This is a genomic window from Pseudomonas sp. S30_BP2TU TE3576 (assembly GCF_050436025.1).
GTDB lineage: Bacteria > Pseudomonadota > Gammaproteobacteria > Pseudomonadales > Pseudomonadaceae > Aquipseudomonas.
Genome location: NZ_JBNDLK010000001.1, coordinates 4,693,563 through 4,705,374, shown reverse-complemented (window position 1 = coordinate 4,705,374; position 11,812 = coordinate 4,693,563). Strand labels below are relative to the sequence as shown.

General features: G+C 55.5%; 10 protein-coding genes. 3 read left to right on the top strand and 7 right to left on the bottom strand.

Translation table 11 applies throughout. The features are described from left to right. Nucleotide 1: 1 nt before the first annotated feature. The 6 genes from argR to acs all read right to left on the bottom strand — a co-directional run bounded on the left by argR (nt 2) and on the right by acs (nt 6,953). Complete coding sequence (gene argR, locus ABIA48_RS21465; RefSeq protein ID WP_310054515.1) at nt 2-994, bottom strand: transcriptional regulator ArgR; 993 nt, start codon at nt 992-994, stop codon at nt 2-4. A 246-nt stretch (nt 995-1,240) separates the two neighbouring features. Continuing rightward, nucleotides 1,241-2,005: an ABC transporter ATP-binding protein gene (locus ABIA48_RS21460; RefSeq protein WP_007992768.1), complete on the bottom strand. Its 765-nt coding sequence runs from the start codon at nt 2,003-2,005 to the stop codon at nt 1,241-1,243. A gap of 37 nt (nt 2,006-2,042) precedes the next feature. Further along, entirely contained in the window at nt 2,043-2,741 is a 699-nt protein-coding gene (locus ABIA48_RS21455) for an ABC transporter permease (protein ID WP_429491167.1), read from the bottom strand. Continuing rightward, on the bottom strand, nt 2,738-3,427 hold the full coding sequence (locus tag ABIA48_RS21450) for an ABC transporter permease (RefSeq protein WP_007992766.1): 690 nt from the start codon (nt 3,425-3,427) through the stop codon (nt 2,738-2,740). Before ABIA48_RS21450 ends, ABIA48_RS21455 begins: the two co-directional genes overlap by 4 nt. Before the next feature lie 91 nt (nt 3,428-3,518). Continuing rightward, a complete protein-coding gene (locus tag ABIA48_RS21445) occupies nt 3,519-4,295 on the bottom strand; it encodes an ABC transporter substrate-binding protein (protein WP_204933312.1) in 777 nt (258 codons plus the stop codon). Between the two features lie 702 nt (nt 4,296-4,997). Continuing rightward, nucleotides 4,998-6,953 carry an acetate--CoA ligase gene (gene acs / locus ABIA48_RS21440; RefSeq protein WP_007992764.1) on the bottom strand — a complete coding sequence of 652 codons (1,956 nt, stop codon included), beginning with the start codon at nt 6,951-6,953 and terminating at the stop codon, nt 4,998-5,000. 428 nt (nt 6,954-7,381) lie between these two features. Here acs and ABIA48_RS21435 point away from each other — a divergent pair, with 428 nt between their 5' ends. The 3 genes from ABIA48_RS21435 to ABIA48_RS21425 all read left to right on the top strand — a co-directional run bounded on the left by ABIA48_RS21435 (nt 7,382) and on the right by ABIA48_RS21425 (nt 9,886). After that, nucleotides 7,382-7,645, top strand: coding sequence for a DUF2790 domain-containing protein (locus ABIA48_RS21435; RefSeq protein WP_429491166.1), 264 nt, complete (start codon nt 7,382-7,384; stop codon nt 7,643-7,645). A gap of 191 nt (nt 7,646-7,836) precedes the next feature. After that, a complete protein-coding gene (locus ABIA48_RS21430; protein WP_429491164.1) occupies nt 7,837-8,112 on the top strand; it encodes a hypothetical protein in 276 nt (91 codons plus the stop codon). Nucleotides 8,113-8,638: 526 nt separating this feature from the next. Next, complete coding sequence (locus ABIA48_RS21425; protein WP_007992761.1) at nt 8,639-9,886, top strand: ribonucleotide-diphosphate reductase subunit beta; 1,248 nt, start codon at nt 8,639-8,641, stop codon at nt 9,884-9,886. Between the two features lie 598 nt (nt 9,887-10,484). Here the strand turns inward: ABIA48_RS21425 and ABIA48_RS21420 are convergent. Further along, a complete protein-coding gene (locus ABIA48_RS21420) occupies nt 10,485-11,552 on the bottom strand; it encodes a hypothetical protein (RefSeq protein ID WP_429491162.1) in 1,068 nt (355 codons plus the stop codon). Nucleotides 11,553-11,812: the final 260 nt, after the last annotated feature.

Below are 11,812 nucleotides of genomic sequence, written 5' to 3'. Positions count from 1 at the left end.
CTTAACCGCGCTCGGACGGCACCGAAGACAATTCGAACGGACTGCTGCTGCGCCGCTGGTTGCGATCTTCCCGCGGCGTGGCACCAAAGAAATTGCGATAGGCGCTGGAGAAATGCGGCCCCGAGGAGAAGCCGCACGACAAGCCGATCTGGATGATCGACTTGCTGGTTTGCATCAACATCTGCCGAGCCTTGTTCAGGCGCAGTTCCAGGTAGTACTGGCTCGGCACGCGGTTGAGGTATTGCTTGAAGATCCGCTCCAGTTGCCGACGGGACACGCACACGTGCTGGGCGATTTCGTCGGTGGTCAGCGGTTCTTCGATGTTGGCTTCCATCAGCAACACCGCCTGGGTGAGCTTCGGATGGCTGGAGCCGAGACGGTTCTGCAACGGGATGCGCTGACGTTCACCGCCTTCACGAATGCGCTCGACCACCAGTTCTTCGGACACCGCACCGGCCAGTTCCGCACCGTGGTCGCGGGCCAGCACCGCCAGCAGCAAGTCGAGCACCGACATGCCGCCGCACGCGGTCAGGCGATCGCGATCCCAGTCGAACAGATGACTGGTGGCGATGACTTTCGGGAAGCGCTCGGTGAAGTCGTCCTGCCAGCGCCAATGCACGGCAGCGCGATAACCATCGAGCAAACCGAGTTGCGCCAACGGATAGACACCGGCGGACAAACCACCAATCACGCAACCGGCACGCACCAGTTGCTTGAGCGCACTGCTGAGCGCCGGCGCCAGTGCAGTCGGTGGCTCGTCAGCGAGCAGGAACAGTTTCTGGAAGTTCTCGAGCTTGCCGGTCCAGGCTTCACCCGGCAATTGCCAGGCGCTTTCGCTCGCAGCTTCTGTAATGGCTTCGGCCTGCAAGAACGACAGCTCGTAAACCACGTCCGGATGCACACGCTGGGCAACACGCAAGGCCTCCTCAGCCAGCGCAAGCGTCAGTGCTTTAGTGCTGGGCCAAATCAGGAAACCAATTCGATGGGCAGTCATGGTGGGCAATCCGAAGCGGAGAACAATGATGAAGGCATGGGCCAATGCTAGCCCGTAAATGAACGCAAATCTCGAAGCCGCCCCGGATCAAATGTGGGAGCGGGCTTGCTCGCGAAGGCAGTGTGTCTGTGGCATAGAAGCAAATTGACCCACCGTTTTCGCGAGCAAGCCCGCTCCCACAGGGGATTAGGGCCGGCCTCCAGATCGCGAAGCATGCACTATCCCGGGGCACAACGGGAGTTCGGTTTACTTCAGGCTGCCCGAGAGGAATTGCTGCAGGCGCTCGGATTGCGGGTTTACCAGCACTTCGCGCGGGTTGCCGCTTTCTTCGACCACACCTTTGTGCAGGAACACCAACTGGTTCGACACTTCACGGGCAAAGCCCATTTCGTGGGTCACCACGACCATGGTCCGGCCTTCCTGGGCCAGGGCCTGCATGACTTTCAGCACGTCGCCGACCAGCTCCGGGTCGAGGGCCGAGGTCGGTTCGTCGAACAGCATCACTTCAGGTTCCATCGCCAGTGCACGGGCAATCGCCACGCGCTGCTGTTCGCCGCCGGACATGTGGCCCGGGTAAGCGTCCTTGCGATGACCAACGCCGACCTTGTTCAGATAGTGTTCGGCCTTGTCGCGCGCTTCCGACTTGGACATGCCGAGCACGTGCACCGGCGCTTCCATGATGTTTTCCAGCGCGGTCATGTGCGACCACAGGTTGAAATGCTGGAACACCATCGACAGGCGCGAACGCATGCGCTGCAGCTGTTTCGGGTCGGCGGCCTTCAGTGCGCCGTCCTTGTTCGCCACCAGCTTCAACTCTTCGTTGTTGAGCAGGATCTTGCCCGCGTGCGGCTGCTCCAGCAGGTTGATGCAGCGCAGGAAAGTACTTTTGCCGGAGCCACTGGAGCCGATGATGCTGATCACATCGCCGGCTGCCGCTTTCAGGGACACACCCTTGAGCACTTCGTGACTGCCATAGCGTTTATGCAGGTCTTGGACTTCAAGTTTGTACATGCGGTCGGTTCTCACAAAAACAGTCAGTCAGTGGTATTCAGTGCTTGCGCGGGGCCAGGTAGCCCAGCCAGCGGCGCTCGGCCATCTTGAACAGCTTCACCAGCATGAAGGTCAGGCACAGATAGAACACACCGGCCGTGATGTAGGCTTCGAACGGCAGGTAGAACTGGGCGTTGACCGTGCGCGCGGCACCGGTGATGTCGATCAGGGTCACGATGGACGCCAGACTGGTGGTCTGCAGCATCATGATCACTTCGTTGCTGTACTGCGGCAGCGCACGGCGCAGGGCCGACGGCAGCAGGATGCGCTTGTACATCTTGACTCGCGACATACCCATCGCCTTGGCCGCTTCGATCTCACCGTTCGGCGTGGCCCGAAGGCTGCCGGCGATGATTTCGGCGGTGTAGGCGCTGGTGTTGATCGCGAACGCCAGGCAAGCACAGAACGTTGCGCTGGACAGCCACGGCCAGAGGAAGCTCTCACGCACCGCTTCGAACTGCGCCAGACCGTAGTAGATCAAAAACAGCTGCACCAGCATCGGTGTGCCGCGGATCACGTAGGTATAGAGCCAGGCGGACATGTTGACCACCGAGTTCTTCGAGACGCGCATCAAGCCCAGCGGCAATGCACACAGCAAGCCGAAGAACAGCGACAGCGCGAGCAGTTTGAGGGTGGTCACCAGGCCGCCGAAGTACAGCGGCAAGGCCTCCCAAATGACGTTGTAGTCGAAGATCATAGATCAGCCGCCCTTACGCCTACCGAGTAGCGCTTCTCAAGGTGACGCAATGCCAGCAACGAGACACTGGTAATCACCAGGTACAACGCCGCCACTGCGAGGAAGAAGGTGAAAGGCTCGCGGGTGGCATCGGCCGCCTGCTTGGCCTTGAACATCATGTCTTGCAGACCCACCACCGAAATCAGCGCGGTGGCCTTGGTCAATACCAGCCAGTTGTTGGTGAAACCCGGAATCGCCAGACGAATCATCTGCGGCACCAACACCCGGAAGAACACCTGAAAACTGCTCATGCCATAAGCCATGCCCGCTTCGGCCTGACCTTTGGGGATCGCCATGAAAGCACCACGGAAAGTTTCCGACAGGTACGCACCGAAGATGAAGCCCAGGGTGCCGATACCGGCCACCAACGGGTTCAGGTCGATGTACTCGTCATAACCGAGCATCGGAGCGACGCGATTGAGCAGGTCCTGGCCGCCGTAGAAAATCAGCAGGATCAGCACCAGGTCGGGAATACCGCGGATCACCGTGGAATACAGATCGCCCAGCCAGGCCAGCCAGCGCACCGGCGACAGACGCAGTGCCACACCGATCAGGCCCAGAACGATGGCCAGGGCCATGGACGACAAGGCGAGCTGAAGCGTCAGCCAAACGCCATCGAGGATGACAGCCCCGTAGCCTTTCAACATGATTCAGATCCTCGAAAGTTAGGATGAAAAAATGGCGCAAACCTCAGAGATCCTGTTGCTTGCGCCATTTCGGACTTGTCGCCGGGACGTATTACTTGCCGTAGATATCGAAGGCGAAGTATTTGTCCTGGATTTGCTTGTACTTGCCGCTCTCACGAATGGCGGCGATGGCGGTGTTGAGCTTGTCCAGCTCAGCCTTGTCGCCCTTGCGAACCGCGATACCTACGCCGTCGCCGAAGTATTTGACGTCGGTGAACGCAGGGCCGACGAACGCGAAACCTTTACCGGCGTCGGTTTTCAGGAAGCCGTCATCCAGCAGCGTAGCGTCTGCCACGGTGCCGTCGAGGCGGCCAGCGGCCACGTCGAGATAAATTTCGTTCTGCGAACCGTAAGGCTTGATCTCGGCACCCAGCGGGGCCAGGACTTCACGGGCGAAACGCTCGTGGATCGAACCACGCTGCACGCCGATGTTCTTGCCCTTGAGCTCGGTCAGGCCTTCGCTGACCTGAGTGCCGGCCTTCATGACCAGGCGCGCCGGGGTGTTGTAGTACTTGTTGGTGAAGTCCACGGACTTCTTGCGGTCTTCAGTGATCGACATGGACGACAGGATCGCATCGATCTTGCGCACCTTGAGGGCCGGGATCAGGCCGTCGAACTCTTGTTCGACCCACACGCACTTGACCTTCATCTCTTCGCACAAAGCGTTGCCGATGTCGTAGTCGAAACCAACGATGCTGCCATCCGGCGCCTTGGAAGCGAACGGAGGGTATGCCGCTTCGATACCGATTTTCAGAGGTTTTTCATCGGCGAAGGTTGGCAGGGACAGCACGGACAGTGCCAGGGCGCCAAGCAGCACGAGTTTCTTCATCTTGGGACTCCATCGGTAAAGGGCAAAAACGGCAGAGTGAGCGACAGCCCAATATGCGAGTGAGTTGAACCGCAAAGCAGTGCTGCGTCCTGGGAAGCCGGTGTTTAAATTCAACACGGGCAACGACGAGCGAGTGATCGGCATTCTAACGACAGGCCCGAGGCCGATATTTCTTCAATGCGACAACTAATTACAGAAGCACCGAGAAAGCCGTTTTGGCACGTTGACAGCCCTGCAAAATCATGCAAGAGCAAAAGACATTGAACCGATCTATGTTGCAAATTGCGGGCCTATTATTGGCAAACCCTTCTAATCCGGCAAGCGTAGCGTGGGATCATATTTTTCAGAGGTGTTTTTGAAACCCTGATTTGAGGTTTGGCGTTTCCCAATGCCCCGCAATGAAGCGATGCGGTTACACATTCAGTTACCTGAAAGAACACAGGTAACAGTAGGAAAATACCGACAGCGGAACCCGATAATTATTGGCTGATGTTGCTGTAGCGCCTGACAGATCGCCTTCGCGAGCAAGCCCGCTCCCACAGGTTTTTGTGGTGTGATTCAGATCGCATATACGCCGCAAATCCCTGTGGGAGCGGGCTTGCCCGCGAAGAGGCCAGCCCAGCCAACACAAAAACCTCAGGCACAAAAAAGCCCTGCCAGGCTCAACACCTGACAGGGCTTTCAGTGACTCACAACCGCCGCTTACGCAACATTCATGGTCTTGTGCGTATCAATCAAATGCTGCACCACACTCGGATCAGCCAGGGTAGAGATATCCCCCAACCCATCATATTCAGCCGTCGCAATCTTGCGCAGAATCCGCCGCATGATCTTGCCCGAACGGGTTTTCGGCAGCCCCGGTGCCCACTGGATCACATCCGGAGAGGCAATCGGGCCGATCTCCTTGCGCACCCAGTTTTTCAGCTCCAGGCGCAGTTGTTCGTTCGGCTCTTCACCATTCTTGAGGGTGACATAGACATAAATGCCCTGCCCCTTGATGTCGTGCGGCACACCAACCACCGCCGCCTCGGCGACTTTCGGGTGCGCGACCATCGCGCTTTCGATCTCGGCAGTGCCCATGCGGTGGCCGGACACGTTGAGCACGTCGTCCACGCGACCGGTGATCCAGTAGTAACCATCGGCGTCACGACGCGCACCGTCACCGGTGAAGTACATGCCACGGAAAGTCTTGAAGTAGGTATCAACGAAGCGGTCGTGGTCGCCAAACAGCGTACGCGCCTGGCCTGGCCACGAATCGAGAATCACCAGGTTGCCCTCGGCCTCGCCTTCGATAATGTTACCCAGGTTGTCCACCAGTGCCGGCACCACGCCGAAGAACGGACGCGCCGCCGAACCCGGCTTGAGGGCATGAGCACCCGGCAGCGGGCTCATCATGTTGCCGCCGGTTTCGGTCTGCCACCAGGTATCGACGATCGGGCAGCGGGACTTGCCGACATTCTTGTAGTACCAGTCCCAGGCTTCCGGGTTGATCGGCTCGCCCACCGAACCGAGCAGGCGCAAGCTGCTGCCGTCAGCGCCTTCAACAGCCGCGGTGCCCGAGGCCATCATGGCGCGGATCGCGGTCGGGGCGGTGTAGAGGATGTTGACCTTGTGCTTGTCGACGATCTTCGCCACCCGGGTGATGTCCGGGTAGTTCGGCACGCCTTCGAACAGCAGCGTGGTCGCGCCGTTGGCCAGCGGGCCGTAGACGATATAACTGTGGCCAGTGACCCAGCCGACGTCGGCGGTGCACCAGTAGATTTCACCCGGGCGGTAGTCGAACACGCGCTCGTGAGTCATGGCTGCATACAGCAGGTAACCGCCAGTGGTGTGCTGCACGCCCTTCGGCTTGCCGGTGGAGCCCGAGGTGTAAAGGATGAACAGCGCCTCTTCAGCGCCCATCTCTTTTGGCGCACACACGGTGCCGGCCACTTTCATCAGGTCTTCAAACCAGATGTCGCGGTGCTGGTTCCACTTGATGTCGCCACCGGTGCGCTTGCACACGATGACTTTCTGGATGCTGCTGGTTTCCGGGTTGGTCAGCGCGTCGTCGACGTTGGCCTTGAGCGGGATCTTCTTGCCGGCACGAATGCCTTCGTCGGCGGTGATCACCACTTTCGAGCGGCAGTCGATGATGCGGCCGGCCAGGGCTTCCGGCGAGAACCCGCCGAACACCACCGAGTGAATCGCGCCAATCCGGGTACAGGCCAGCATGGCGACCACGGCTTCGGGGATCATCGGCATATAGATAGTCACCACGTCGCCGCGGTGCACGTCCTGCCCACGCAGGGCGTTGGCGAACTTGCACACCTGCTCGTGCAGTTCGCGATAAGTGATGTTGCGGCTTTCGGCAGGATCATCGCCTTCCCAGATGATCGCGACCTGGTCGCCGCGCTCGGCCAGATGACGGTCGAGGCAGTTGTAGGACACGTTCAGGGTGCCGTCGGCGAACCACTTGATGTCGACATGGTGGTCATCGAAGGAGGTCTGCTTCACCGTGGTGAAAGGCTTGATCCAGTCGAGGCGCTTGGCTTGCTCGCGCCAGAAGCCGTCCGGGTTGACGACCGACTGCTGGTACATGGCCTTGTAGGTCGCCTCGTCGGTCAGCGTGTTGGCCAAAACCTCGGGACGAACGGGATACAGGGAAGCCGCACTCATCTTTCTTACCTCGGTGGAATAGTTGTTTTTGTATGACCCCGTTTTAGCCGGGCCGGGCCTATAGAACCATTCGACGATGGTAGTAACAAGCCCCTACAAAATGTCGTGAAAAACCGTCAAACCCACTACCGCTGCGGTACCTGTGGGAGCGAGCTTGCTCGCGATGGGGCACTTAAGGACACCCATTTAAAGTCTGAGACCCACACAGACCGGGGATTGTTACAGGATCTGTTAAAGGTGTTTATCAAAACCACGCCTATATGGACGAAGCGTCGACGCCTAAAATCTGCCACGCCAACAAGGCAATCTGATTAACCAAGTTGCAGCCCCCACGAAGGCAGTTAATCAAACACCCTGGTACTGAAGTTCCACACGCAACCCCAAAAAGGTTGCGTGAACCCACTCGACCTTAGAAAGGTAAAACTTAAATGAAAGCTTTATTAGTTCTGGCCCTCGGCAGCGTGTGCGTAACCGCCATGGCCGGCGAGGTCCCGACTGATGTCGCGCAGCAACAACCGCCCGTTGAGGAATACACTTACTCGATGAATCTGGACATCGCCAAAGTGATCTCCATGAGCGAAGCACCGAATGTTTGTGAAGTTGTGCCGATGAAAATGGAATACGAAGATTCCCACGGTCAACGGCACATCCTGCGCTACAGCATGATGGGCAACGGTTGCTCTAACGGCTGACTCCCTGCTTCACCCCTCCCCCCAAAAAGGTTCGACCCACCCGCCGCGATCAGGCAGATGAAGCGCCGAACCTTAATGATCTATTTAATCGATGGCTTTAAGCATTTATTTGCGCTTTTTAATCGAATTAGCAGGCGTAGAATCAATTGCAACCCAAGACAAACAACGCCTACGAAACTGGAGCAATGACCATGAAAACCCAACTGATCCTCGCCCTGACCCTCTCCGTCCTGGCTGCCAACACCTTCGCCGCCGATGGTTACGACCGCACCGGTTCTGCCGCTTACACCAGCGAAGCGGCTGTCGCTTCCGACGGTTACGACCACACCGGCTCAGCGTCCTTCGCAGCCGATGGCGCAGACCACATTGGCGCTGGCAAACTCGCATCCGACGGCTTTGATCACACTGGCGCCGCCCGCCTCGCCGCCGATGGCACTGATCACGTCGGTGCAGCTCGCCTGAGCTGATCCGCCAGCGTGACTTCATAGCCCGGCTTCGGTCGGGCTTAGTTGTGTCTGGAGCCTGAGAAAACCCCACCGAAACACAAGATGTAGTGAAAAAAGCCTTTTTTGGTTATTTCTTGAACAAAAATAATCCAGGGCAAAAATTCAGAAAAAAAAATCTTCCCCCGCCAACATCGTTCAAAGCCCTGTAAACCCTCACTCTGACCGAAAAACGGTCGCCGTCGACCGATCCGTGAGCCATTTCGCCGCACCACAGCACGCAAAACTTCCCTATAATGCGGCCTTAAACGGGCCTGCAATATTCCCTTACAGGGATGAAAGCCAGTCTGAAGCCCCGCACAAGCGATCAAAGCTTGTTGCGCCCATCAGTGGCTCTCGGAACCCCGTACAAAATTCTGTTTGATGCCTGCGTATAGCTGCTGCAAAAAACGATTCCTTTAGATCCAACGCGGCCAGTAAGGCTGTGTGAAAAACCGACCTATCCATTTTCACACGGGCACACTGGCCCTCACGCAGGAGACGACACGTCATGCTGAGCTGGGACGAATTCGACAAAGAAGACACGGAAGTAGCAGTCAAGAGCGCCAACGCTGGCCACGCCACCGAAGCCAACATGGACCGTCTCGACAGCGCTGGCGGTGCCGCCGCCCTGGAAGCCCGTGCCGTGACCGCGTCTGACTCCGCCGCCGTTGCCCGCGCCAAAGCCGCCCTGGATTCCCTCGACGTCGCCGAAGGCCTCGCCGAACTCGAAGGCGCCTCCGCCCGTGTCGCCGTTGACGAAAAGCGCATGATCAACTGCCGCGCCGACCTCAACCAACTCGTACCCTTCAAGTACGACTGGGCCTGGCAGAAGTACCTGGACGGCTGCGCAAACCACTGGATGCCGCAAGAAGTCAACATGACCGCCGACATCGCCCTCTGGAAAAACCCGGAAGGCCTGACCGACGACGAGCGCCGCATCGTGATGCGCAACCTCGGCTTCTTCTCCACCGCCGACTCCCTGGTTGCCAACAACCTGGTCCTGGCCGTGTACCGCCTGATCACCAACCCGGAATGCCGCCAGTACATCCTGCGCCAGGCCTTCGAAGAGGCGATCCACACCCACGCCTACCAGTACTGCATCGAATCCCTGGCCATGGATGAAGGCGAAATCTTCAACATGTACCACGAGATCCCGTCGGTCGCGAAAAAAGCTACCTGGGGCCTGAAATACACCCGTTCGATCTCCGATCCGAAGTTCGAAACCGGCACCGTCGAAACCGACAAAGAATTGCTGCGCAACCTGATCGCCTACTACTGCGTTCTGGAAGGCATCTTCTTCTACTGTGGTTTCACCCAGATCCTCTCCATGGGCCGCCGCAACAAAATGACCGGCGTCGCCGAGCAGTTCCAATACATCCTGCGCGACGAATCCATGCACCTGAACTTCGGCATCGACGTGATCAACCAGATCAAAATCGAAAACCCGCACTTGTGGGATGCTGAAATGAAGGAAGAAGCTTCGCAGATGATTCTGCAGGGTACTCAGCTGGAGATTGAATACGCTCGTGACACCATGCCTCGTGGGGTGTTGGGCATGAACGCGGCGATGATGGAGGACTACCTCAAGTTCATCGCTAACCGTCGTTTGAGCCAGATTGGTTTGAAGGAAGAGTATCCAGGGACGACTAACCCGTTCCCTTGGATGAGCGAGATTATGGACTTGAAGAAAGAGAAGAATTTCTTTGAGACGAGAGTTATTGAGTATCAGACTGGTGGGGCCTTGAGCTGGGATTGACTTATTAAGATCCCCCCCTGAACCTGAGGAGGCTGCCACAAGGCAGCCTTTTCTTTAAATACGACACATTCCCCCCCCCTGCAACATAAAAACATATAAAATCACAAACCATTTAAAAATACTCACAAACCAACCCGGAAAGCAATTCTGAATATAGAACTATTCTGAAGATTGAATTACGTACAACTTGCCCTTTTGAAATAGAGGTATTGCATACCACACAAAAAATTGAAGCCACTCCTCGTCCTCACCACCTTGACGGAGACTCTACGCTAACACCATGAGCGAATCACACACAATCCTCAGATGCGCTCTAAACTGGCAGCTATCCATCAGCTCTTTGCAAAGACTGCATTCAACCAGAATCAGCCAATTCATATCTGAGAGTGCCTTGCTAATAGCAAGCGCTTGCAACCACAACTCAATCTCATTAATTGGCAAAATATCCTGCCTCGCAATCAAGCTAAAAACTTTTAACTCGACAACTTAGCACCTAGATCCGCCATCACAAACTCTCCTTCATATATAGATCTCGCTCAACACGAGAGCACTCTAGCGATCTACAAAGTCAATTAAATTCCGGATATAATTTTTTCTCCTACTGAAGCCTTGCGGATAAAAGCTCAACATCCGTAATCTTTGTGCTTAGTTGACCATCTATAAGCCCGGCAATTTTTTCCGCAACTTCTTCAACCTTGGAGAGCACTGACATTGAAAAAAACTCCCTAACATACAATGACTTGTAATAAACTTTATTTTTGCCATCTATGCTTGTTTCTGCGGGAGCAGCTCTAGACTTTCGCCTCAGCACTCTATCAATATACTGCCGAGTCATTTCAATTCCGAGCACATGAGCATTATCTCGAGCCTTCAAGTTGGAAAGCAGATAAGAACTTCCTACATTCTTATCCCAATAAGGTTTAACCAGGATAGTGTGCAAGACCCTCACACCACAATCTATCAACTCCCCTAAAAGAAAGGCTTCCCCATCATTTAACCCAAACCCCGACCATTCCCCTTGACCGAATGGATATTTATGCTTCGCCTCCAAAGCAATTAATTCCTCGTCAACCAAGAGTACCCGATCAATATTCCAAACACCCGAAAACCAAGGCTGAATTATGCAATTAACCAAATATCTGGTTAGAGCCACTCGCTCTTTTGTCCGCCCTAAATGGACATTACTCAAGTGCCCGTAAAACGCACCAAGCTGTCTTGCTTGATTCCTTACAGAAAGATCAACCTGGTGCTCTCTCGAATTAACGTTTCCAATTTTACTAACAAGCTCTATGAGTGGCACATACTTATTCTCCTTCACAACTGACGGATATGATTTAGCGTAAAACCTACACTCACCCGCCTCCCACATTACAACGTAGACTTCGCACCTTACAGCCAATGCCCGCAAGTATCTCCGCAACCCAACTCCCGCACTTCTACTCCAAACAAAAGCAACAAGCTTACCACTACTATTTTTCGCCACAAACGTCTCAACACCCAACACAACGACTTCTCTATGCAAATACTTCGGAACCCTTTCCAATACTTGATCAAAAACATCCTCAAACACCATACCTTCAGCAACAGTATGTTTATCTAATGATAAAAACTCAAAAACCTGGTCTAGCGTTTCAAACCCCAAGTCGACTTCACTAACATTACTCACACGACCTCCATGCAAACCATCAAACTAAATTTTTAAAAAAATCGAAATTATCAAATAAATTTATATGCTACCTGGAAGCAGCCTTTGATCACGTCCGTTTGATGGATACGCACAGAATCCACTGGCGGGGATTTATAACGAATCCCCCGGAGATTACAGCTTAGCGGGAGTGCCTGCTTTCGTGTTTTTGGCCAATCATGCATTGAGCATTGCCCACCTAAAACCCATTGATTTCCTACAAGCAAGATCTTGTAGCAACG

What these genes read in the sequence shown, in the direction of transcription:
- argR (WP_310054515.1), bottom strand. Translation starts at nt 994, where the DNA reads ATGACTGCCCATCGAATTGGTTTCCTGATTTGGCCCAGCACTAAAGCA.
- ABIA48_RS21460 (WP_007992768.1), bottom strand. Translation starts at nt 2,005, where the DNA reads ATGTACAAACTTGAAGTCCAAGACCTGCATAAACGCTATGGCAGTCAC.
- ABIA48_RS21455 (WP_429491167.1), bottom strand. Translation starts at nt 2,741, where the DNA reads ATGATCTTCGACTACAACGTCATTTGGGAGGCCTTGCCGCTGTACTTC.
- ABIA48_RS21450 (WP_007992766.1), bottom strand. Translation starts at nt 3,427, where the DNA reads ATGTTGAAAGGCTACGGGGCTGTCATCCTCGATGGCGTTTGGCTGACG.
- ABIA48_RS21445 (WP_204933312.1), bottom strand. Translation starts at nt 4,295, where the DNA reads ATGAAGAAACTCGTGCTGCTTGGCGCCCTGGCACTGTCCGTGCTGTCC.
- acs (WP_007992764.1), bottom strand. Translation starts at nt 6,953, where the DNA reads ATGAGTGCGGCTTCCCTGTATCCCGTTCGTCCCGAGGTTTTGGCCAAC.
- ABIA48_RS21435 (WP_429491166.1), top strand. Translation starts at nt 7,382, where the DNA reads ATGAAAGCTTTATTAGTTCTGGCCCTCGGCAGCGTGTGCGTAACCGCC.
- ABIA48_RS21430 (WP_429491164.1), top strand. Translation starts at nt 7,837, where the DNA reads ATGAAAACCCAACTGATCCTCGCCCTGACCCTCTCCGTCCTGGCTGCC.
- ABIA48_RS21425 (WP_007992761.1), top strand. Translation starts at nt 8,639, where the DNA reads ATGCTGAGCTGGGACGAATTCGACAAAGAAGACACGGAAGTAGCAGTC.